This is a genomic window from Ottowia caeni, assembly GCF_050821495.1.
GTDB lineage: Bacteria > Pseudomonadota > Gammaproteobacteria > Burkholderiales > Burkholderiaceae_C > Ottowia > Ottowia caeni.
In genome coordinates this window covers 2,008,689-2,031,092 of the sequence record NZ_CP151080.1, presented here as the reverse complement: position 1 = coordinate 2,031,092, position 22,404 = coordinate 2,008,689, and the positions used below count along the sequence as shown (strand labels likewise).

Genomic DNA, 22,404 nt, shown 5'->3' with positions numbered 1-22,404 from the left:
TGACTATTGCGGGGATGCCCGGATAGTGCCAGCAAGGAGGGTCCTGGTTACCCTGTGAGGCCTTGATGACCGAGAACCGAATACGCACTGCTGTGCTGCTAGTCCTCAGTACGGCTGCACTGGCTAACTGTGGCCTCGAAGCCGGACGGACGTCGAGTTCAAACGACAAGCCCCGGCAAGTCCCACACACACACACACGGACATTCTCCATGAGCGATTGGAAAACCCAGCAGATGATCAAGGCCTCGGGCTGGCCTGAGGCTCCCGAAGCGTTGGCCATCGGTTCCAACTTCAACCAAGCCACTGCCAGCGGCCTGGTCCCACTGCACTGGGCCTGCGAGCATGGCAAAGCGGGACTTGTCCGACACATGATCGCCCATGGGGCAAACGTGGCCGACGTCTCTGCTGACGGCAAAAGCATGCTGGAGCTGGCATTGAACGCTCAGGACTTCCAGACACTGATGCTGTTGATCGATCAACTCAAAGTGACTGGTGCTCCGCCACCCGGTGAGGCAATCAAAGCGCGCCTGATGCAGTCCTTCCGTGCCGGTCACCCCGACTCACGCAACCGCGTACTCCAAACCTTGCGCGACTGGGAGCGGATCGCACAAAAGAACAGGACCTGAGCACATCCATACACCGAAACATGCTTTTTTCGGCATCAATCTGGTGATGACTATGGACCGGATCCGACCATGTTGGCGATTTTGTCCAATACCAGTGACTGGTACGAGAACCGGGTGGAAACAACGGCGTGGTGCGGTGAGGTCATTTTCTTAGTCATGCAGACGTCGACTTCAGGCTGAATGCAGTCGGTCAGCTCCACAAGTCGAACGACTGTTGCCCTCCAAAGCGGTCGCTCGACTGAATGACCTTGCAACTCCGCTCTAAACCTCAAAGCTGACACTCGAGCCTTCACTGGCCAAGCGACCGATTTTGCATGCGTTAAGGTGTTGATATCGACCCGGAGCGGTCATTCCGATGGAAGTCTAAAGTCGTCATTCAACTCATGTCGAAAGCACTCAACGGTATGAAGGTTCCGTAGGCATCGACTTTTAGGATTGGGCAGCTATGCTAATCCCTCGTGACAAACGTTATACGCGCCTAACGCTCGCTCGCTGACACAATATGGACCGTCAAGAAACAACACGTAGATTCCAACTGCTCCAATCCCAGATTGCCGGGGGCAAGTTCCATGTGGCCCCGCATCTTCTCGAAGATTTTGAACGAAGTTTTGCTCGCGTCGCGTTAGCTGCTGATGGTTTGGTGGATGAATCGACACTGGACGGTCGGGTTCGTACCTCGCTACTCGCAGTTGCATATATGGCGGATCGCCAAGAGTGGAAGGATGCTATTTCCCTTAAAAAGATTCAGGAGGTCTACTTTGAACGTTTGGCAAACATGTTCGGACAACCCTACGAACTGATGCGAAAGGCGAACGCAGACCCTTACCGTTTCGCTGGATGGTTCGCCTCTGACCAAACACGGGTGAAGGAGACGCTTCAAGCGATAGATGAATTTGTCGAGGGCACTCATGAGTTTTGGGAAAACATCGCGGACCCAACGTGGATTCATCTCGAAGACTCCCAAGACACCAAGGCCGTGTTTGCCGGGGAGATCTTTCCAGATGGTCGCTACAACGTCGTCAGCTCCACCGGTATTTACTTCGACATAACCTTACTGCCAGACCCATTCCTCAAGATCACACCTGTTCTCTCACATATGGACGAGGCAGAACGGGTTCAAGAAGTCTTGCGGCTTGGATTGCAGGCCATGGCCTACCGCGACTTGGCGGTCACCGACTTAGCAGTACCTCTTGTCGCAGTGCTTCCGGATCGCCACTCCCTCCAAAATGGCTACAAGGAGTTTGTGCATCACAGTGCCTTGCGCGACACTCTCCGTCATGCCCTCACACTTTTTGGCAGACTTTTTTCGGACATCGATGAGTTAGTCGACTTCTTGAAGCACTTCAAGTCTTCATCCGATATTGCATCTGCACTTGTCAGGCCAAACGAACTGGTGTTCGCGACAGAATGGGAAGGTGACCTTCCCTCACACATTGATCGATACCTTTTGGAGAACGGATCCAAGCTGAATATCACCCACCCAGGTCAAGCGGTCTTCCTCCAGCTAGTTACCCGTTTCTCTCAGGCCAACGACTCATTCCAGCGTAGTCGTGAGCTTCGTGCGACACCTGTCGTACGAGCCGAAACAAGCTGGCTTTGGTTTAACTGGATGCTTCGAAACAATGCCCTAGCGGATGACCCCGAAGCTATTGTCGGCCTTCACTTGGCACGGGCTCTCGCGACAGCCGTTAAAACAGAAATTTCATGGTTAGGTAATGTTCCACCTGCCGCTCTCCTCGAGATCCGAAAGGAAGGCGCACTCGAGGAAATTCGAGAAATCATGGGTACCGGGATACGCGATCTGGTCGCAGCGTGCCCGGACAATTTTCATCGCACCGGTGATAAGGTCGTTGACAATCTTTTCGGAGCCTTCCGGGATCACGAAGTAAAGCTAAAAGAGCTTCGCGCGAAGAAATGGAAGTTTGCAGGTATTGACGTCGGATCGTTCTTGGTTGTCGGAGGGATAGAACTGACCGCGGCAATTACAGGCTTACCTCTCTTTGGTGCGGCTGCGGCGACTGCTTCGCGCCTTGGCGTAGTTCCCACTGCCAAGGAACTCAACTCAAAGCTGAGTCAGATCCGCGGCGAGAGTAAAGCCGTGAAAAGTACAGGCATTGGCATATTGTTTAAGCATCACAGGAACGTATAGCCCCTCCTTCAAGCGGACGTTTGACAGCACTTAGTCGAATGTTGAAAAACTGCTTCCTAGCCTCTCAACGGAGGCTCATGGCCTGAAGCACGCCATCGCATGGCTCCTTAGAACGGACTCTTGTGGTGGGCATCCCATCCGTTACAGGCTGCTTTCGAGGTAATGAGTGAAAGAGCGCTCTCGGCCAGTTCCAGCAGCACATGACTGGCGCAGACCGGATATCTGGCGGGCCGCTTCGCTCCAAGACCTGCCCGAGCGACAACGCGAACTACTCGGGCCACGCTCGTCAGCAGCTTCTTGGTTCGACAATACCCTACTGTCGAAATCAGACTCAACTTGCCTTACCGTGCTTCTTCAGGCCTTCGGCGGCGGTAGAGAACAGAGTGGTGTCCTTGGCCTTGTCCCGTCCATAATTCCCGCCGAGAACCGAATCGATGGCGTCGGCTGCCTTACAAAAGACCTCGGCCGCGTCTTTGTCATCCTTAAAAACAGCGACCACCTTTTCGCAGTACTTCTCAAATCTGTTGGAGTTCATGCGCTCATCCGTTTCGCCCGCCGCAATGATCCGAGCAATTGGAAGCAAGTGGTACTTGAAAGGCCGGTATTTCATATCCAGCGCCTTGCGGCGAAAGAGAGACTCAAGCCGATAGAGTGCCAACGCGCTGGCGTAGTAGGCGACCGGAGGGTGATCCGCAACGAATATTTTCGACTCGATGGAGTTCAACAACGCTCCGTAGTACCGACTGGCCTGATGTGGAAGCCCCAAGAACATCGAGGCGAATGCACGGATTTGGTTCGGAATGGTGACAATTCGAATTTTCTCGATGCCGGTTGTTGCGCGAAACTGCTGGGAGCGGCGCTCGTAGTAGAGCTTAGAATCCCCATCACCTGCCTCGTAGTAGTCCTCCAGCGATTTCTGGAAGTCGGTCAAAGAGGTAAGTTCCTCTGGCTTGACTGTGGTCTGCCGGTTTGTGGCCTTGATGATCTTGTTCTTCACCGCCCCGTCCTGGGAGACGATGAGCTTAAATGGGATTTGCACCTTTTCGAGTTTGTCCTTATTGCGGAAAAGCACGTTGCTCGTTTGACACCCATTAACAACTTGGTAGCCCTCGAGCGTAAATCGGTTGCCAGTCTTCTGGATCAAATCTGCTACGACCGTAACGCCGTTGTTCATCAGCACAAAGAGACGCCGTGACTCGTCCTCAAGCGTCTTTTCAATCTCCATGTTGACGTCGTTGTTGCCCTGAAAGTCGCGCACGTTGTCGTAAAACAGCCCCTTGAGCATACTGCCGGCGTCGTCTGATATGAGTTTCATAAATTCGTCAGACGGCAAGTAGCCAAGATAGGATTCTTGGATTCCAGGCAATTCAGGTAACGTGATTTTGCTGGCAAACTCGATGGACTTAGAGAAACGGTTCTTGGCGTTCGAGTGAAGCCGCTGAAGAGTCTTCGCGTCGACGGGGAAGAAATCGACAGAACCGAAGATGTCGAGATCCATTAAACCGTCTCGCTCCACTTCTACTCTCTTGATTAACTTTGGATCGTCCTGCCACTTACCTGTAGTGGCGTAGTAGATTTTCACGGTCGGATTGCCGCGCTTGAACAAGGCGCTTTGCCCATAGATGAACTTGATCAAGCGCTCCTTCTCCGCGATCCTGGCATTCCTGGGCATTGACGACTTCGTCGAGAAGAGATCTTTTAACCCAAAGAAGGTGTTCGAGATTTCGTCGCCGGAAAACACTCCGGATTTCGACTGACAAAAAATCAGGTTGGCTTCGATATATTTGTTCGCTGAAACCAGATCCATAACTTCCTCCTCGTCTAACACCAAGGTCCCGTTCACTATGACAGCTACACCATCGATGCCTAGATCGTCCGGACCGCCAGTATGTAAGTCCTCGACGTCGAACTCTTCCCCATACTCGCTTGAGATGGCGCAGTAGTTCACGAAATGCTCCAGGACTGTGGCGCCGTCCATCTTTTCGGGGAGAGATTCCTCGGCCTTGAACGCAGCCACAAGGTTATTGGTGACAAGATCCATTTCGAGCGCCTTAAATGATTGAACTAGGGGGAGGAGTCGTTGCCCACCCACGTCACATGCAGCAACAGTTGTGGCCGAAGCCGAACCTATTGGCGACGTTGTAGGCACGGTGTGGAAAAAATGACTCGGCCGAGCGGGTGTTGGTGAGCGGGTGTGTTGTGCTACCGCTCCACTCTGAAACCTGCCGGCGGCACGAGAGGACAACGAATCACAGCAACGGGTCGATAGCACCACATCATAGCCAGTGATAGCGGACCTTCAGCGCTTTCCTGACTAACCTGCCCCCACTGTCCGCTATTCACCAAAAACCAGCCATTGAGGATCGGCGGATATGGTGCTTGGGGTGACTGCTTTCTGCCTGAAACCGGCAGTTCAGTTTGCACCTATGAACTACAGCTATCGCTGCAAAGTGGAACTTGAGACAGAAAGGAACTTCTGCGCCGGTTGATGTGTTCCGCTCCAGCCGAGAAAAACGGCGGCGCAAAGGCACACAGTGGCGGCGAGTGAAATGTGACGAGTAGCCCGCATTCCACTATCAAGACTCATGATCAGGTGTTGCCGCCTAATCTTGGAGTTCACTTCCGAGGAACCTCGCGCCCCGGGCACTCATGAGCATGGTGCGGAGCACGAATCCAGCCAACCGATTCACAGAACAGACGGCAAGTCGACAGCCCATACGATGTGCCAAGCCATAGTAACCAATGACTTCTAGCGTCATGCGCAAGCGAAGTAAAAACACCTGATCGAGACTAAGCGAGCCCCTCTAACGAATCTCCTCTTAGTCAGTTCGACGCGAAACAGTACAAGAGTCCGTCGCTGCCACTCATTTTGAGTTGATCAACGCTGCAGCCGCGCGTGCCGTGCGATGAGTTCCAGGAGGCGTTGGCGACCGGGTCGGGGTTGGTGCCTTTGTGATCGTGGTGTCCCACAATGGCGGAACCTCCATCGCTCTTGGTCCAGTTGCCGCAAGTGGTGTCCTTACCAGGATCGGGCACGGCAAGAGTGCCATCAGGGCGCGAACCGGTGAGGAGGTCGTGGCGATTGACCTCATCGCCGTAGCCGCTGACGATTTCACCCTTTTCCGTCAGTGAAGTTTCTTTGCCGAGCTTGGCGTTGGGACCATGCAGGTCGGCCACGCTGGTCGCGACGACAACGCCCTTGGCATTGGTCCATGGTCCGGTGCCGATCCGGTCGCGCGCATTGACAGCCGGCTGCCCGTTCATGGCAGTCGTGCTCAAGTAGGCCCGCCAGGTTTTATGGCCCGCACCAACGCTTGAGGCCAGTGACTGGCAAAAGCTATCGGCGCCAGCCAAACCACCGAAGTCGCCGCCCTTACCGGGGTTGACACTGGTAATGAAGAAGCTCATGGAGTTGCCGCCCCAGGGCGACATGGCGCCGCAACCAATGATCAGTGTGGCAGCGGCAACGGCTGTGCAGGCGGAAAGAACGACACGACGGATCATGGGAGTCTCCTGAGCACGTTAGGATTCCGAAGGCTACTGCAACGCCGTGTTTCCCGCAACACCAGCCAGAAACCGTGGGGTGCTCGTTGGTCAACATCATCGCGATGAAAGACTTCCACTCTTGGCTGAGTGCGCGATTTTTTAGCATTCCAGAATCCTGAAGCGCGATGCGATCATTAAGACTACAAGTGACTGCGTTCAGCAATGACTGTCCATTGGCACGCTCGGCGAATGTTTGTCCTTCAAGAATTCGGCGTGAATGTCAGGTGATGTCAGCGCTTTGCCATTGCGAGTAGAGAAACCTCAAATACAAAATAGGTTTTACTGGAATCGGCGATATAGCCATTTTCTCCAGCGTAAGGTCGAGATTGAACTTGTTTGCCAGGATGCTGGTACCTATGATTGGTACGTGATGGGGCGGCGTCAACAGGCTGCCCATTCCCAACCCGGAGTCAGGAGCCGTGACATGTCCAGCTCTCCTCAAGCGGCATTTCGCAATTCAGGCGGAATCCTCGTCTTCGCCATGGCCGGGCTGCTCCTTCGAACCGCTGCCGCCGCCCCTGAGCTAGAGACCTATCGGGCCAGTGCTTACGCGGACGGTTTGCAACGCGTGTCCTTCGTCTGCGGCAGCTATTTCTTTTTCCCAGGGAACATTGCCGCTCAGGCTGGTTGGTCGCTGGAAATTGGTGGGTGGTCTGAAGGTGAGCAAGCAGGTGTTCGATTGCCCGAAGTAGCTCATCCACTTCAAAAGCCATCGCGAGGGCAGCATGGCAGTGATGCTAATGTTTCGGAGGAAGCGTTTGCCATGGCGTCGGCTCGTCCTCGCTTTCACTCTGTTGAGCCTTGAAGTCATGGCCGATCCCCTGAGTGATGCCCAAGCCCGATTCGCCGCGCTCCACACTTACCAGGTCACGGTGCAGTCGGCTGCCGCTGCGGGTGATCGTCACGTCATACGTTATTTTTATCGCAAGCCGGGCTGGGTTCGCATGGAGTTCATTCAACCCTACCGGGGCATGGTGTTGATCTATGACCCAGGGTCAAGCCGCGTGCGCTTGTGGCCCTTCGGGGTAAACCGCCCTTCCCTGAGCCTCACGCCGAACCACCCCTTGCTGCGTAATGCTCACGGGCACCAAGTCGATCGGTCGGATGTGGGGTCCTTGCTGCCGAACCTTCGGTATTTGCAGGAGCACGGTAACCTTACGCTGTTGGGCGATGCGGAAGTGGCTGGGCGAGCAGCATTGGGCCTAGACGTTTCCGGCGGCGCAGAAAGCGCCGTAGCTGACGTGCACCGTTACCGGGTCTGGCTGGTGCGCGACACCATGTTCCCCTTGCGCGTGGAGAGCTTTGATCTGAACGGCAAACTCCTTGAAACCGTGGATATGGCGGACGCCGAAATCGATGTCAGCTTTCCTGATCGGTTTTTCACCCCCTGATGCCCCGGAAATCGCATGCCGACAGCCGCCCCTGACGCATACCACTTAAAAACGCTGTGGCAGTTTGAAGAACCCATCAATGTCGTTTGGGACGCGATTGCCGATGCCGAGAGGTGGCCGATTTGGTGGAAAGGCATCGAAAGCGTCAAAACGCTTGACTGCGGCGAGGCCGACGGCCTCGGGGCCCGCAGGTGCTATACCTGCCGAAGCGTATTGCCCATGCGCCTGACATTCGTTGGGCGCGTGACCAGAGTTGTCCCCATGCATTTGATCGAGGGTCTGGTCGAAGGCGAACTGCAAGGCGTGGGCTGCTGTCGCCTGGAGCGTTCCGATGGCCTGACCGTAGTGCACTACGACTGGCAGGTGCGCACAACCACCCGCTGGATGGAGCTACTTGCGCCACTGGCAAAGTCTCTGTTTCGCTGGAACCACGACCAAATCATGCGCGCTGGTGGCATCAGCTTGGCGCGCCATCTGAATGCGCGCCCCGAATCAGGTGCAGACCGTATCCCTTGAGAGCGGTGCTATGTGGATGACTGCAGAGCAGCAGGGACCTTGAGTTGAGAGAGTGGCTCTCACCGATGGGAACCGACCGTTTCCGGCCAAATATCCGTTCACGACAGCAGTCTTTCGCTCATCGAAACGCTGACGGCTGCGGTCTCCGGCGGAGGAGCGCTGTCCGGCCATCCACCTCGCATGAAGCTCACGAGGCGCGCAACTGGATCAAGGCCAAAGTGCTCACACGCTTGATGCGATCGCTGCGCCACCAGCAAGGGCGTCGCAGCGGCCGCATCGGCGCCATTCGCCGGTTCATTGCCCCGCCGAGTGCCGCGCCCGGCCCAACAACCCTGAGACCAAGCCGAGAAACGCCACGCACCAGGCCGCCACCGCGATCAGGAAGAACAGGCGGGGAACGGCATCGAGGAATCCGATCCCCATCGCCTCGATCATGCGTTCGGTGCTCGCCGCGTACATGCCCAGCGGGAACACCGCGCCCCAGTAGAGCGGGTCGTAGCGCAGCGGAAAGCGCCGGTAGACATGGCGCCACAGCGCCAGCAGCAGCAGCATCGGGATCCACCAGGTTCCGGTGGCCCAGTAGAACACCGTGAACCCCTTCAGGAACGGCAGCACCGACTGCAGGAACGGCGCGTCGGGCGAGTTGAGGATGAGCAGCGAACCTGCGAGTGTCGAGATGGCCATCGCGCCCATATTGATCCAGTAGGGCGGCGTCAGGTCGCCGGGCTCCAGCGTGAAGAAAGTGTAGCGGTAGAAGATCAGCGACATCATCCAGATGTAGAGCATCCCGCCCCACAGCCACATCGACAACGCCAGGAAGTTCAGCTCCAGCCTCACGGGCTGGCCCAGCCGCGCGGCGAGCAGAGCGCTCAAGGCCGCGATCGACTGCGTGGCGACCACCGCGAGCAGCCAGGCGCCGTTGATGCCCTTGTCCAGCGATGGTTTGGTCTGCTTGATCGTGAGGCCCGTGAAGATTGCGTAGGTCAGCGTGACCCATAGCACGACCGCCAGGGCCCACAACCCACCGGCCACGCGGCTGTCGTCGGTCAGCAGCAGGAACTGGCTGCCGACGATGCTGGTGGCCGCGACGCTGGTGAAGAAGCCGGGCCCGCGCAGATGGTCGAACAGATCGCCGAAGAAGCGCTGCCGGTGACGCAGCGCACGCAGCAGGTTGAGCAGGCACAGCACCGCGTAGGCGACCAGGTTCAGCGCGAACAGCACGCGGGCGAGCAGCGGATGACCCAGCAGATGGGCGGCTATCGACACGATGCCGGTGGCCATCACCATGCCGAAGTAGGCGGGCGACAGGCCGGCAAGACCTGTCGTCGAGGGCGCAGCGACCGGGTGGCTGGTGTCGGTCATGGTCAAGTGGCCAACGGCGACGCGCGAGGACGTGCGCTTCAGCGCAGCCGGACCGGCACCCGACGCCAGCCGCCCAGGGGATAGGTCTCGCGCTCGGGCGATGCATCCGACGCGGGATCGATGAGCGCCGTGGCCTTCAACAGCGCCTCCACGGCGACGACCAGCTCCATCGTCGCCAGCGGTCGCCCTGGGCACGCGTGGATGCCGGTGCCATAGACGAGGTTGTGTGGCGCATGGCGCTCGGGCCAGTAGGCGTCGGGATTGCCGAAGACGGCCTCATCTCGGTTGGCCGAGGTCCAGTTGAGGTACACGCGGGTGCCGGCGGCGAGTTCATACTCCCCGATGCGCACGGCACGTGTGGTCACGCGCCGATTGACGAGGAAGGGGTCGTCGATGCGCAGCATCTCGTCGATCGCCGGCGCGAGGTCTTGGGGGCGGTCCCGCAAGGCCTGCTGCACGTCCTGGTGGGTGGCAAGGAACCAGACGACGACACCCAGGGCCGCCGCCATCGACGCGAGATCACCCGCAGTCCAGTTGCGCAGGATGGAGACGATGTCCGCTTCGCTCAACGGCTGCCCGTCGAGCGTCGCGGTGAGCAATGCGGTGGTCGGATCGACGGGGGCGGCCTGTCCCAGCGCGCGGCGCCTGCGCAGTTGCCTGCGGATGATCTCGTCGAACGCAGCGGCAACGGCAGCGCTGCGCGCGGTGTCGCCGCTGCGCGTGGCGGCGTGGTTGTCGGCCATCCAGGCGAGCAGTTCGTCCTCGATCCCCTGCCACCCCAGCCAGGCCGTCTGCGCGCGCACGGCGAACGGGTTGCCGAGCTCGGCGACTGCGTCGACCACGGTGCCGCGCGGCAGCGCTGCCACGACGGCATCGGCAATCGCGCGCACGCGGGGCTCCAGCGCGGCGATCCGGGCCGGTGCGAAGAAGTCGTCGACCAGTGCACGCCAGGGCGCGTGTTCGGGCGGATCCATGCCATTCGGGACCGCGCGCCGCGCCGACACGGCCGACGAGAAGGTCTGCGGGTCGTGCGCCGCCGCGACGACGTCGGCATGCCGGAACAGCGTAACGCCGCGGTGCGACCGGGCCAGCGCACAGGCGGTGCGCTGGCGGTCGTAGGTACCCAGTTGGTCGGCAAGCACCTCGGGTGACAAGGGTTCCCAGGCCGGGATCGATCCGCTCATGTACGCATCTTCGCATGTGCTCCTGCCGGGATCGATCGGCGTGACCGCGGCTTGCGGCCCATCAACGCGGCGGCTCATGGCGAATCAGCGAACCATGAAGTCGATGGCGATCGCGCCGGGCTCGCGCTGCCGGTACTCAATGGCCACGCGCTCGCCATAACGCGAGCGCAACTGCTCCAGCAGAGGCAAGGGATCGTGGTCGTTGACGAAGCGCATCGTTTCGCCGGGTTGCAGCGCATCGAGCGCGCCAAAGATCGCGGCATGGCGAAAGCGCTTGGCGACGCCTCGGGCGTCGAAGGGGTAGATGGCTGACGGTGCCAGGTGAAGATGGGGTTGAGACATCGCGGGATCCTTGGGTCGGGAGAAGGTGAAAAAGGTCGGCGAGTCGTGTTTAAGATGCATAGCCGATGCATCTATGGTATCTGCGCTCGAACGACAAGGCAATGAAGACCTGTGACCAGCTCACTCCCCTCATCCGGGGCCCGCCCACCATGAGGCCCGTCGTGCCGCGTGGCAACGATCGCACACTCGTGGTCTGGCGCTAGGGGCGCCTACTGGACACCCCTCATCGACTGTGCTTCTTCTGGGCCAGCGTGATCTGGGCCGCCGCCGCGTGGTGGGCGGGTCAGCGGCACTCCTCTGAGAGCCGACATACGTCGACTGCACCGGAGGAGATGCGGGGCGTTTTGATGGTGCCCGTAGCGGGCGCTATTTTCGGCAGACTGCGGGCCGACGATTTGCATCAGGCGCCCGCATCTACCCCTAGCACGTCAAGGGGCGGCGTCACCCCCGCTGCTTAAGCCTTCACTTCGACCACAGGCTCGAAGCCGCCGAAGATCATGCGTTTGCCGTCGAAGGGCATGGCCAGGTTGCCGGGTTTGGAGGGGTCCATGCGCGGGTCATCCATCATTTTTTTCATGCCGGCGTCGCGCGTGGCCTTGTCCGGCCATTCGATCCACGAAAATGCGACCGTCTCCTCGGCTGTCGCCTGGACTGCGCGGCGGAAATCGGTGACTTTGCCGTCGGGGACGTCGTCTCCCCAAGCCTCGATCACACGGATTGCGCCCAGCTCGAGGAATATGGGGTCGAGCAGGCGTGCGTGCTCGATAAACTTCTGCTTGTTAGCGGTGGGGACCGCGATCACGAAACCGTCCACGTATGCCATGTCTTCACTCCTGTTGGGTTGACGAGTGGACGCGCTCACCTGAGAGCGCCTCGCACCCCATCGACGAATGACGGGCAGCCAAATCGACATGACCTGCCCGACCGAAGGACACGCGCCCTGTGGCGGCTCAGGAGCACCGCCGTTGCAGGGCGCTCGCCGGGTCAGCCGCCTCGGCGCCCTCAGTGTAGACCCCTTCACCCCGCACGTCGCTCTAGACGTAACCGCGGCACACCAGACGCTCAAAAGAATCAGAACACCTGAGGTTCAGTCGCTCAAGCTTCGAACTGAGCGAGTGCAAAGACTTGTTCCCGTAAAGCACCAGCAGAATTACGGCAAGCAGCGTCAGGAACACCTTCCAGGCTGTGCCGCAATCAACGCCTTGATTGCATCCGCAGACACGAAAAATGAACGCATGGTGATGTCAGTCTTACGTTCTGACACCCGGGTGAGGAATACCTGCTCGCTGTTCATAAGGCGCTGTCAACAAGTACCCAGAAGACGGCATTCGGGCACGACGTTTCCATGAGAATCACGCCACTGGGTTTGCCCCGATCCAGCCGCAGGTGCCACCGGATCTGAATATTGCCGAGTGCTTGGAGGTACTGCCGGGTCATGTAAGACCGTCGACGTGCCCACGCCCGCGCCCACGCGCGCGCCGCCCACCGGAACTGAAGCACCCACCCCAGCGCTGCCCGTCACCTGACCGCGCTGGTTGACCCCGACGCCTACACCCACTGGACCGACACCTGTACCCACGCCCGCGCTTACGCCGCCGCTACCGACGCCAACTCCTACAGATACAGGACCTACCGGAATACCAATTCCAATACCTGCCGATGTCGCGCAACCCGCCAACGCCAGGCAGGCTGCAAAAGTCAAAATAAGTCGTTGCATCTAAACATTGTGCGCAGCTTGCAACTCCCTCGCAAATGGAGGCGGAATTGCTGCGCGAACCTTATCCGACCTAGGAGCAATCGGTGCTGGGTGGCGCCGTTTGTTGGGCATCGCTGCGCTCAGCGCCAATCTACGAAATTGGCGACTGCGGCTGGAGCGCGCCTCGTAGCTGGGGACGGGACGGCATCAAAACTCGAGGTTGTCAATCAGCCTGGTTCCAGCCAACCGGGCCGCACCGAGCACTACCAGAGGAGCGTTGACGCGGACCTGAGTATCAGCCGCCGGGGACAGCAGGTTGCTGCGCTGGCGCACGGTCAGGTAATCGGGCTCCCAACCTTGTTCGCGCAGGGCTTGCATGGCCTGAGTTTCAAGTTCCCGCAAGGGTGTGGCAGTCGTGCGTGTTGCATGTGCCAGCTGCCGCAGCTCCCGCGACAAGGCCGTTGCCTGCTGGCGTTGCGCTTCGCTCAGATAGCCATTGCGTGAGCTGAGAGCCAGCCCCCCGTCGGCACGTGCGGTCTCCGCCCCGACGATTTCTATGGGCAGGGCAAATTGCTGCACCATGCGCTGAATGACCATGAGCTGCTGATAGTCCTTCTTGCCGAATACGGCCACGCCACCACCGGTGGTCGCGAAGACAGCTGAGAAGAGCTTCATTACGACGGTGCAGACGCCGGTGAAGAATCCTGGACGAAACTCCCCTTCCAGAATGTCAGCAAGTTGTGGGTCGGGCTGGACCTTGAACACCTGCGGCTCGGGGTAGAGATCCGTCTCACGCGGCGCGAACAAGATGTCGCAGCCTTCAGCGCGCAGTTTCTCGCAGTCTGCCTCCCACGTGCGCGGGTAGCTGTCGAAGTCTTCGTGCGGCAAGAACTGCAGCCGGTTCACGAAGATGCTGGTGACGCAGGTGTCTGCGCGCTCGCGCGCCAGCCGAACGAGCGACAAATGGCCCGCGTGCAGGTTACCCATGGTGGGAACAAAGGCTGGTCGGCTACGCCCCGCCAGGGCTGCGCGCAATTCGTCTACGGTGTGGGCGATGTACATGAAAAAACAGGAACTAGTCTTCTAAGAGGCGACGGATCACCAGGCGTGCCGCTGGTCGTCTGGGAAGCTGCCTTGCTTGACGGCCTGCACGTATGCTTGCATGGCCCCCTGAATGCTGCCGGCTTCTTCCATGAAGTTGTGTACGAATTTGGCCATCTTTCCGAGGTTCATGCCCAGCATGTCGTGCAGCACCAGCACTTGCCCCGCAGTGCCGCTGCCGGCGCCGATTCCGATGGTGTGGCAGTGGAGCAGTTCTTCCGTCAGGCTGCGCGAAAGCGCGGCGGGCACCATTTCCAGCACGAGCATGCTGGCACCGGCGTCCTGCAACTCCAGGGCGTGCTGGCGCAGCACCGCCGCCGCCTCATCTCCCCGCCCCTGCACGCGGTAGCCACCCAGCGCGTGCACAGTCTGCGGCGTCAACCCCAGGTGAGCGCACACCGGTATGCCGCGCTCCACCAGAAAACGCACGGTGTCTGTGGTCCAGCCACCGCCCTCAAGCTTGACCATGTGCGCCCCCGCCTGCATGAGCCGCGTGGCGCTGTGCAGGGCCTGCTCGCGCGATGCATGGTAGCTGCCGTAGGACAAATCGGCCACCAGCCAGGCCGTGCCTTGAACGCGGTGCAGCCCCCGTGCCACGCAGGCCGTGTGATAGGCCATGTCGTCCAGGCTGACGCCGACGGTGCTATGGAGCCCCTGGCAAACCATACCGAGTGAGTCACCCACCAAGATACATTCAACACCTGCCGCGTCGGCCATGGCGGCGAACGTAGCGTCGTAAGCCGTGAGCATGGTGATTTTCTCGCCAGATGCACGCATTTGAGCGAGTCTGGGCAAGCTGACCGGGCGGCGCTGGGGAAGCGGCGAGGCCGGAGGGATGGTGCCGTAAGGCGTGGCAGAAGTTGAGTTGGAGGCGGTCATGTCTAGTGCTGGCTTACAGGTTTTGCGTCGGCACCTTGTGGCGCAGCTCAGTCGGACGATTGCTTTCGTCAACAAACACCAACTGCGGTTGGTGCTCAGGCACGTCTTTTTCATGCACCTGGGCAAACGCCGCGATGATGAGCAGGTCGCCCACGGCTGCCCGGCGTGCAGCGGAGCCATTGACCGATATCATGCCGCTGCCGCGCTGCCCCTTGATGGCATAAGTTACAAAGCGCTCGCCATTGTCAACATTCCAGATGTGAATCTGTTCGTTATCGGCGATGTTGGCTGCATCCAGCAAATCCTCATCAATGGCGCAGGAGCCTTCGTAATGCAATTCGCATTGCGTGGTCTTGACGCGGTGAATTTTGGATTTGAGCATGGTACGGAACACTGGACGACTCCCCTATTGATTCTGGAAAGCGCGAGTCTATTGCAAAAGCTCAAAGCAACTCCTTCGTACTAGGCCGCTCAAGGCGTTTCAAACCAGGCAGTGCGTTGAATGCGTTATGGGTGGTGGATTCCATTAGTTCCCCGGCCGTTATGCCTCGCAAATCTGCGATGACAGCCGCAATGCGCGGCAACTCGCCAGGCTCATTGCGTCCTTGACTCATTCCCAAGGCACGCTGTTCTGCCGTGGCATACAGCCAGTGAGGCGGAATATCTGGGGCATCAGTCTCGAGCACCAACGACTCGAGTGGCAAAGTGGCTGCAAGCTGGCGCAAGCGCGTGGCCCGCTCGTAAGTTACCGCGCCACCAAACCCAAGTTTGAATCCCAGGTCTATGAACATACGGGCTTGTTGAAGGCTGCCGTTGAAGGCATGGGCAATTCCGCCGGGTACGGAGATTTCTCGCAAGCCCTTGAGCACCGCGTCTACCGAGCGACGCACGTGCAAAATAACCGGCAGGCTGTGTTGCCGTGCCAGCTTGAGCTGTTCGCGATAGAAGAACTCCTGCCGCTCTGGCTGGGGCGAAACAAAGTAATCCAGACCGATTTCTCCGACCGCCACCAAGTGTGTGTCGCCCCGCGCCCCTCCATCTGGATGGCTCGCAAAGAGTTCCAGGGCAGCACGTAGTTGCGGCAGCGCGTCATCGCCGACCCTGCTCACATATAGCGGGTGAATACCAAGGGCATAGGCATCACCAAAACGGTGCGCCAAGCTGCGGGTCTGCTCAAACGCCGAAGCCTCCACGGCGGGTATGACACAGCGAGTCACATTGTTTTCTGTCGCCCTTGCACGCACGGCTTCGACGTCAGCCGCGAACTCGGGGGCATCCAGATGGCAGTGGGTATCGATCCAACCTTGCATGCGCCATCATGCCGCAATATTCGGGAGCCTTATCTGTGCAGAGTGCGCTGAACCGTGGTACTGTATTAAATCAACCTTGAAATGGCAGTTGGAAGCACTCGAGCAGGTCGTTAACTGCCATTTCCAGGTTCAACCTTAAGCCACGGTGCAGCAGCATGCCACGGACCGCGCTTTACAGTCGTTCAAACCCTGGTCGGGCCGCTAAGCCCAGCAGTCAGGTAGTCGCCGGCACCCCAGATGTCGCCAGCGCTCCTGCGGACGCCTTGCCGGAACCGCCTGGTCCTTCCCGCCGCCAGCGCATTGGGCGCAGCTTGAACCACCCGCGTAGCCTTTGGCTGGCTATTGGCGTTCTGACTCTCCTGCTGGCAATGTCTTTTGGTATGCCCTTCAAGCCGGGAGAACGAAGAATCACCCAGGAAGACATCAACGCCGCAGTGATGCACACCTTGACCAATCAGGTGCTGCCATCTCCCGCTGCCAGGGCCGCCGCCGCCGTCGCAGGGTCCGTGGTGCGGGTAGAGGGCTATGTGACCGGCAAGAAGGGTAAGCCAGACACTGAACAGGGTGTCGGTTCCGGCGTGGTGATCGTTGACGACGGCACGATCCTGACCAACCTCCATGTGGTGCAGGCCGCCGACACCCTCAAAGTGACATTTGCCGACGGCCTGGAAAGTCCTGCCACCGTGATAGGGCTCCAGCCAGAGAACGATCTGGCCGTGCTGCGTGCGCAAAAAATCCCCGACGATCTTCAACCCGCCACGATGCGTTCAACAAGCGATCTGCAGCCGGGAGACCAGGTGGTGGCCGTAGGGTTTCCGTTCGCCATCGGTCCTTCGGTATCGGCAGGGGTGATTTCCGGGCTTAAGCGAGGCTTCCGCTCACCCCAAGGGGGGCAGTTGATGAGCAACCTGATTCAATTCGATGCGGCGGCCAACCCTGGCAACTCAGGGGGGCCCCTGGTCACCATGGATGGGCAGGTGGTCGGCATTGTGACGGCCATTCTGAACCCTACATCGGCTCGAACTTTCATTGGCATCGGCTTTGCCGTTCCCATTGAGAATGCAGCCGCAGCAGCGGGCCAGCCGCCGTTCTAACGTCGTTGTCTTCATTACCGAGGGCTCTCATGGAAAGCATGCACACCCCCGCCACCTTGAATGCCGGTACCGCCGAGCTCATGGAGCAGATCCTGTATGAGGTCAAGCGCGTCGTCGTCGGGCAGGACCGTTTTCTTGAACGGATGATGGTTGCGATGCTCGCAGGCGGGCACCTGCTGGTGGAGGGCGTGCCCGGGTTGGCGAAGACGCTCACCGTCAAAACGTTGGCGCAAGCCATGAGCGGACAGTTCAAGCGCATCCAATTCACACCGGATCTCGTGCCCGCTGATTTGGTAGGCACACGCATCTATAACCAGAAAACCGGCGAGTTCTCCACGGCGCTCGGCCCGGTTTTTACCAACCTCCTACTTGCGGACGAGATCAACCGGGCGCCCGCCAAAGTGCAGAGCGCCTTGCTGGAGGTCATGCAGGAGAAGCAGGTCACCATTGCGGGGCAAACGCATTTCGTACCAGAGCCTTTTTTGGTCATGGCGACGCAGAACCCCATAGAAACAGAAGGCACCTACCCTCTGCCAGAGGCTCAGGTAGACCGCTTCATGATGAAGGTTCTGGTCGACTACCCCACCGATGAGGAAGAATTCGTCATTGTGCAGCGTGTTACCGGCCCACGCGTGGAGCCCAACGCCGTAGCTACAACCGAACAACTGGCAGCATTGCAGCGCGAATGCAGGCAGGTTTATGTGGACCCCTCCCTGGTGCAGTACGCGGTCAAACTGGTGGCTGCCACAAGACGGCCAATCAGCGCGGGGTTGAAGGACATGGCTCCCATGATCACATTCGGCGCCAGCCCGCGTGCCACCATCAGCCTGACAGAGGGAGCCCGCGCGTTGGCAATGCTCCGCGGTCGGGGCTACGCCCTACCTGAAGATATGAGTGACTTGGTGCCCGACGTGCTGCGCCATCGCCTGGTGCTGTCGTATGAAGCGTTGTCCGAAGGGCTTTCATCGGACGACATCATCATTCGCGTGATGGCCAAAGTGCCCCCACCACCCAAGCCTTTGCAACATGAGAAACTGGTGGCCTAGAAATCGGCAGCCCGCGCCGCACGCGCTGCCCAACGCGCCACGACCGGCAGGGACGATCGCGGCGGGGCCCAACATGGCCCATGACGCCGAGAAGGTGCTGCGTCGCCTCGAATGGTCTGTTATCCGTCGGCTGGACGGCCTTTTGCAGGGCGACTACCGTACGCTCATGCGCGGCAGCGGACTGGATCTGGCCGACCTGCGGGAATATCAGCATCATGACGATGTGCGCCACATGGACTGGAACGTCACGGCGCGCACCTCAGTCCCGCATGTGAGAGTGTTCACTGAAGACCGCGAGATGGCAGCCTGGTTCTTGCTGGACTTGAGCCCCTCGGTCGACTTCGGCTCAGGGACGCAACGCAAGCGCCATGTCTCTGCCGAGTTCGTTGCCGTGCTGGCACGCATGCTCACACGCCATGGCAACCGGGTTGGCGCCCTGCTCTACGGCACTGGGGTTGACAACGTGATCCCGGCACGCTCGGGCCGCCGACACGTGCTTCATGTGCTTCAAGCCATGCTGAGCCGCGAGAACGTTGCACCTGGTGGTGCAAGAAAGCTGGGAGTGCAAGAAAGTGCCTCTACGCGCCTGGCTGATCTGCTTCGAGCGGGTGCCAACGTGATCAAACGACGCTCCACGGTGTTTGTGGTTTCGGATTACATCAGCGAGCCGGGCTGGGAAAAGCCGCTCGCACAGTTGGCTATGCGACACGAAGTGGTGGCCGTACGCTTGCTGGACCCGCTGGAGCTTGATCTGCCCGACCTCGGCCTTTTGACACTGCGGGATGCGGAAACAGGAGAGCAAGTGCTCGTGGACACCCACAACCCAGGATTCAGGAGGCGTTTTGCAGCCCTTGCCGCGCAACGAGAAGGCGACTTGCGTGCTTCGCTCGCCAGGGCCGGTGTCGACACGCTGGAGTTGTCCACTGACGATGATCTGGTTGACGCCGTGGTGCGTTTTTCAGAGTTACGCAAGCAACGCACCCGGCTTTCTTCTGGAGGTGGCGTGCCGCGGCACCTGAGCGCGGCAAGCTCTTTACTTCATGGCCGCGCGGCCTGATCTGGCGCGCATGCGAAATACGTAAGATCATGAACACGACCTGGTCTACTTTCTTGAATTGGCTCGCGAGCATCCCTCAGCCGAGCTTCCTCTGGCCACAGCTCCTCTGGCTGCTGCTGGCGCTGCCGCTTCTGATGCTGCTTTATTTGTGGCTCCTGCGGCGCAAGAAGAAGATCGCCGTCCGATACGCGAGCCTGGCGATTGTGAAAGAAGCCATGGGAAAAGGCCCCGGCTGGCGGCGCCATATACCACCCTTGCTGATGCTGCTGGCTTTGGCTTGCATGCTGATTGCAAGTGCGCGTCCGGTAGCCGTGGTGGCCTTGCCATCGAACCAGCAAACCATCATCTTGGCCATGGATGTTTCGGGAAGCATGCGTGCGACGGATGTGGAGCCCAACCGGCTTGTAGCCGCTCAACACGCCGCCAAAGCCTTCCTCACCGAGCTGCCACGCCACGTCAAGGTGGGCATTGTGGCTTTCGCTGGCTCCGCCCAGGTGGCACAGTTGCCTACGGTCAATCGGGAAGATCTGGTTACAGCGATTGACCGATTTCAACTGCAACGCGCCACCGCCACTGGAAATGCCATTGTCATATCGCTGGCCACCTTGTTTCCTGATGCGGGCATAGACCTTCAGCAGCTTGGTTTTGACCGCATGCGCGGCGGCGGGCGTTCGCTGGATCAGGCGCCTCCAAAGCAAAACGAATTCGTTCCGGTGGCACCCGGCTCCTACACTTCTGCCGCCATCATCATGCTGACCGATGGCCAGCGCACCACGGGAGTCGATCCGCTGGAAGCCGCCAAAATGGCTGCCGACCGGGGCATCAGGGTGTACACCGTGGGCATTGGCACGGTAGACGGAGAAACCATTGGCTTCGAAGGCTGGTCCATGAGGGTGCGCTTAGACGAACCCACGCTGAAATCAATCGCTCAGACTACAGCGGCAGAATATTTTTATGCCGGAACAGCCGCGGATCTGAAGAAAGTTTACGAAACACTCAGCAACCGCCTGACCGTGGAGAAGAAGGAGACCGAGATTTCCGCTCTTCTCGCCCTGGCGGGTGCCGCACTGGCGATATTGGCTGCAGCACTATCCATGGCCTGGTTCAATCGGATCATGTGAACGGCCCTGTGGTGAGGCACTGACATCAAGCCTGCCGCGCTCCAGCCGCAATGCAGTGCCGCATCTTGCGGCCAGCGCGTTATCGTGCGTAACCAGGATGAATGCCGTGCCGTGCTCACGGGCCAACTGGAGCATCAGTTCAAAAACGCCGTCAGCCGTTACTCGGTCAAGGTTGCCGGTGGGCTCGTCAGCCAACACGCAGGCGGGCTGCGTGACCAACGCGCGGGCAATGGCCACGCGCTGCCGCTCGCCCCCGAAAGCTCCGACGGCCGGTGATGAACGCGCTCCTTCAGACCCACCTGGGCCAGCACTCGGCTGGCCACTTGGGCGGCTTGCGGGCGAGGCATACGGCGGATCCACAGCGGCATGGCAACGTTCTCCAGCGCACTGAACTCCGGCAACAAGTGATGAAACTGGTATACGAATCCCAGGTGCTGGTTGCGGAGCGCCCCTTGTGCTGCCGGCGAAAGGCCGCTGAAATCTTGGCCCATTAGACGCACGCGGCCTGAAGTGGGGGCATCCAGTCCGCCCAGCAGATGCAGCAAGGTACTTTTTCCCGAACCCGACTGACCAACAATGGCCAACGTTTCGCCGGGTCTCACCGTTAGATCGACGCCTTGCAGCACGGTGACATCTACCGGCCCTTCATGGAACCTTTTCGAAAGCCCGCTGGCCTCCAGCACCGGTGCCTCCTGGCTGCGTGCTACTTGTGGAACCGCATTACTCATAGCGCAGAGCCTCGGCAGGATTGACACGGCTGGCCCGCCAACTGGGGTACAACGTTGCCACGAAAGACAAAATCAGGGAAATGACGGCAATCGGCACGATATCGGCACGCTGCGGATCGCTAGGCATGTTGCTGATGAGATAGATGTCTTTGGGCAGAAAACTCGCCTGAAACAGGCGCTCCAGCGCTGGCACGATCACATCAATGTTGAAGGCAATCAAAAGCCCCAGTGCCAGACCACCCAGCGTACCGATCACTCCGACCATCGCGCCTTGCACCACAAATACCCCCATGATGCTTCCGGGGCTCGCGCCCAATGTGCGCAAGATGGCGATGTCGGCCCGCTTGTCCTGCACGGTCATGACCAGGGTGCTCACCAAGTTGAAGGCGGCCACGGCAACGATCAGGGTAAGGATGATGAACATCATGCGCTTTTCCAGTTGCACGGCAGAAAACCAGGTGCGGTTCTGGCGCGTCCAGTCGAGCAAGAGCAGGTTCCCGCTCACGCTGCCGGCCAGTTGTTCAGTCACTTCCCGGGCTTGGTGCAGATCGCGAAGCTTCAAGCGGATGCCGGTGGGCCCCTCAAGGCGGAAGATGCGCTCGGCGTCTTCAATGTGCAGCATGGCCAGCGCCGAGTCGTATTCATAGTGCCCGGAGTTGAAAACGCCCACCACGGTCATCTGTTTCAACCTGGGAACCACACCCGCAGGTGTGACCTGGCCGCTGGGCGCGATCAGCGTGACCTGTCCGCCCTCGGCTACACCCAGGCTACGCGCAAGGTCGCTCCCCAGCAGAATGCCGAACTCGCCCGGAACCAGCTTTTTCAGGGCCGTGTCCTGAAGTTGCGCGGCGAGGTCGGTGACCTGCGCCTCTCTGGTCGGGTCAATTCCACGAATGATGGCACCCTTCATGGTCTCACCACGAGCCAGCAGGCTTTGCGCCCCCACGAATGGTGCGGCACCAATCACCTCCGGATTGGCGCGCACTTCCGCAAGCGTGCGTTCCGGGTCCGGCAAGGCATCACCGCTGGGCGAGAACACTTCGATGTGCGCAATCACGCTCAGCATGCGACCAGCCACCTCTTTCTGGAACCCGTTCATCACGGAAAGAACGATGATCAGCGCCGCTACGCCAAGCGCGATGCCCAGCATAGAGGCGGCAGAAATAAACGAGATGAAACCATTTCGCCGCGAGGCCCGGCCCGCACGCGTGTAGCGCCAGCCGAGCAGCCATTCATAGGGCATGCTTTTGAGCATC

21 protein-coding genes and 1 pseudogene are annotated in these 22,404 nt (G+C 59.5%); 9 read left to right on the top strand and 13 right to left on the bottom strand.

The window, feature by feature from the left end:
• The first annotated feature begins 209 nt into the window (after nt 1-209).
• Complete coding sequence (locus AAAK34_RS09845; protein ID WP_431777977.1) at nt 210-626, top strand: ankyrin repeat domain-containing protein; 417 nt, start codon at nt 210-212, stop codon at nt 624-626.
• Between the two features lie 502 nt (nt 627-1,128).
• On the top strand, nt 1,129-2,775 hold the full coding sequence (locus tag AAAK34_RS09840; protein WP_231694905.1) for a hypothetical protein: 1,647 nt from the start codon (nt 1,129-1,131) through the stop codon (nt 2,773-2,775).
• Between the two features lie 331 nt (nt 2,776-3,106).
• On the opposite strand, the gene AAAK34_RS09835 is transcribed toward AAAK34_RS09840, so the two are convergent.
• Together AAAK34_RS09835 and AAAK34_RS09830 are read right to left on the bottom strand one after the other, a co-directional pair.
• Entirely contained in the window at nt 3,107-4,816 is a 1,710-nt protein-coding gene (locus AAAK34_RS09835; protein ID WP_231694906.1) for an AIPR family protein, read from the bottom strand.
• Between the two features lie 782 nt (nt 4,817-5,598).
• Nucleotides 5,599-6,279: a hypothetical protein gene (locus tag AAAK34_RS09830; protein ID WP_231694907.1), complete on the bottom strand. Its 681-nt coding sequence runs from the start codon at nt 6,277-6,279 to the stop codon at nt 5,599-5,601.
• 259 nt (nt 6,280-6,538) lie between these two features.
• Here AAAK34_RS09830 and AAAK34_RS09825 point away from each other — a divergent pair, with 259 nt between their 5' ends.
• The 3 genes from AAAK34_RS09825 to AAAK34_RS09815 are packed head-to-tail and all read left to right on the top strand — an operon-like array spanning nt 6,539 to nt 8,228.
• A complete protein-coding gene (locus AAAK34_RS09825; protein ID WP_431777976.1) occupies nt 6,539-7,126 on the top strand; it encodes a hypothetical protein in 588 nt (195 codons plus the stop codon).
• Nucleotides 7,127-7,130: 4 nt separating this feature from the next.
• Nucleotides 7,131-7,712, top strand: a complete 582-nt coding sequence (locus AAAK34_RS09820; protein WP_231694909.1) for a sigma-E factor regulatory protein RseB domain-containing protein — start codon at nt 7,131-7,133, stop codon at nt 7,710-7,712.
• Nucleotides 7,713-7,727: 15 nt separating this feature from the next.
• Nucleotides 7,728-8,228 carry an SRPBCC family protein gene (locus AAAK34_RS09815; protein WP_231694910.1) on the top strand — a complete coding sequence of 167 codons (501 nt, stop codon included), beginning with the start codon at nt 7,728-7,730 and terminating at the stop codon, nt 8,226-8,228.
• Nucleotides 8,229-8,522: 294 nt separating this feature from the next.
• On the opposite strand, the gene AAAK34_RS09810 is transcribed toward AAAK34_RS09815, so the two are convergent.
• The 9 genes from AAAK34_RS09810 to AAAK34_RS09770 all read right to left on the bottom strand — a co-directional run bounded on the left by AAAK34_RS09810 (nt 8,523) and on the right by AAAK34_RS09770 (nt 16,102).
• On the bottom strand, nt 8,523-9,590 hold the full coding sequence (locus AAAK34_RS09810; protein ID WP_231694911.1) for a tellurite resistance/C4-dicarboxylate transporter family protein: 1,068 nt from the start codon (nt 9,588-9,590) through the stop codon (nt 8,523-8,525).
• A gap of 38 nt (nt 9,591-9,628) precedes the next feature.
• Complete coding sequence (locus tag AAAK34_RS09805) at nt 9,629-10,852, bottom strand: cytochrome P450 (RefSeq protein ID WP_231694912.1); 1,224 nt, start codon at nt 10,850-10,852, stop codon at nt 9,629-9,631.
• 6 nt (nt 10,853-10,858) lie between these two features.
• Nucleotides 10,859-11,116 (bottom strand): DUF2249 domain-containing protein, encoded by a 258-nt coding sequence (locus AAAK34_RS09800; protein WP_231694913.1) that lies wholly within the window; start codon nt 11,114-11,116, stop codon nt 10,859-10,861.
• A gap of 454 nt (nt 11,117-11,570) precedes the next feature.
• On the bottom strand, nt 11,571-11,939 hold the full coding sequence (locus AAAK34_RS09795) for a DUF1428 domain-containing protein (RefSeq protein WP_231694914.1): 369 nt from the start codon (nt 11,937-11,939) through the stop codon (nt 11,571-11,573).
• 480 nt (nt 11,940-12,419) lie between these two features.
• Entirely contained in the window at nt 12,420-12,833 is a 414-nt protein-coding gene (locus tag AAAK34_RS09790; RefSeq protein ID WP_231694915.1) for a hypothetical protein, read from the bottom strand.
• Between the two features lie 186 nt (nt 12,834-13,019).
• Nucleotides 13,020-13,874, bottom strand: coding sequence for a pantoate--beta-alanine ligase (gene panC / locus AAAK34_RS09785; protein WP_231694916.1), 855 nt, complete (start codon nt 13,872-13,874; stop codon nt 13,020-13,022).
• A gap of 36 nt (nt 13,875-13,910) precedes the next feature.
• Nucleotides 13,911-14,792 (bottom strand): 3-methyl-2-oxobutanoate hydroxymethyltransferase, encoded by an 882-nt coding sequence (gene panB / locus AAAK34_RS09780; protein ID WP_231694917.1) that lies wholly within the window; start codon nt 14,790-14,792, stop codon nt 13,911-13,913.
• 13 nt (nt 14,793-14,805) lie between these two features.
• Nucleotides 14,806-15,186 (bottom strand): aspartate 1-decarboxylase, encoded by a 381-nt coding sequence (gene panD / locus AAAK34_RS09775; RefSeq protein ID WP_231694918.1) that lies wholly within the window; start codon nt 15,184-15,186, stop codon nt 14,806-14,808.
• A gap of 49 nt (nt 15,187-15,235) precedes the next feature.
• Entirely contained in the window at nt 15,236-16,102 is an 867-nt protein-coding gene (locus AAAK34_RS09770) for a TatD family hydrolase (protein ID WP_231694919.1), read from the bottom strand.
• Between the two features lie 155 nt (nt 16,103-16,257).
• Between AAAK34_RS09770 and AAAK34_RS09765 the strand changes: the two genes are divergently transcribed.
• Genes AAAK34_RS09765 through AAAK34_RS09750 form a run of 4 tightly spaced genes read left to right on the top strand, consistent with a single transcriptional unit; the run spans nt 16,258 to nt 20,420 of the window.
• Nucleotides 16,258-17,196, top strand: coding sequence for a trypsin-like peptidase domain-containing protein (locus tag AAAK34_RS09765; RefSeq protein WP_231694920.1), 939 nt, complete (start codon nt 16,258-16,260; stop codon nt 17,194-17,196).
• A gap of 29 nt (nt 17,197-17,225) precedes the next feature.
• A complete protein-coding gene (locus AAAK34_RS09760) occupies nt 17,226-18,242 on the top strand; it encodes an AAA family ATPase (protein WP_231694921.1) in 1,017 nt (338 codons plus the stop codon).
• Nucleotides 18,223-19,299, top strand: a complete 1,077-nt coding sequence (locus tag AAAK34_RS09755) for a DUF58 domain-containing protein (RefSeq protein ID WP_431777975.1) — start codon at nt 18,223-18,225, stop codon at nt 19,297-19,299. The genes AAAK34_RS09760 and AAAK34_RS09755 overlap by 20 nt, the downstream gene beginning before the upstream one ends.
• Before the next feature lie 29 nt (nt 19,300-19,328).
• The gene (locus tag AAAK34_RS09750; protein ID WP_431777974.1) at nt 19,329-20,420 is read left to right on the top strand and encodes a VWA domain-containing protein; all 1,092 of its coding nucleotides are present in this window, start codon (nt 19,329-19,331) and stop codon (nt 20,418-20,420) included.
• Here AAAK34_RS09750 and lolD read toward each other — a convergent pair.
• Together lolD and AAAK34_RS09740 are read right to left on the bottom strand one after the other, a co-directional pair.
• A pseudogene (lolD, locus tag AAAK34_RS09745) lies at nt 20,388-21,148 on the bottom strand (lipoprotein-releasing ABC transporter ATP-binding protein LolD). The gene AAAK34_RS09750 and the pseudogene lolD overlap by 33 nt on opposite strands.
• Entirely contained in the window at nt 21,141-22,403 is a 1,263-nt protein-coding gene (locus tag AAAK34_RS09740) for a lipoprotein-releasing ABC transporter permease subunit (protein WP_231694925.1), read from the bottom strand. Before AAAK34_RS09740 ends, lolD begins: the two are co-directional and overlap by 8 nt.
• Between the last annotated feature and the right edge of the window lies 1 nt (nt 22,404).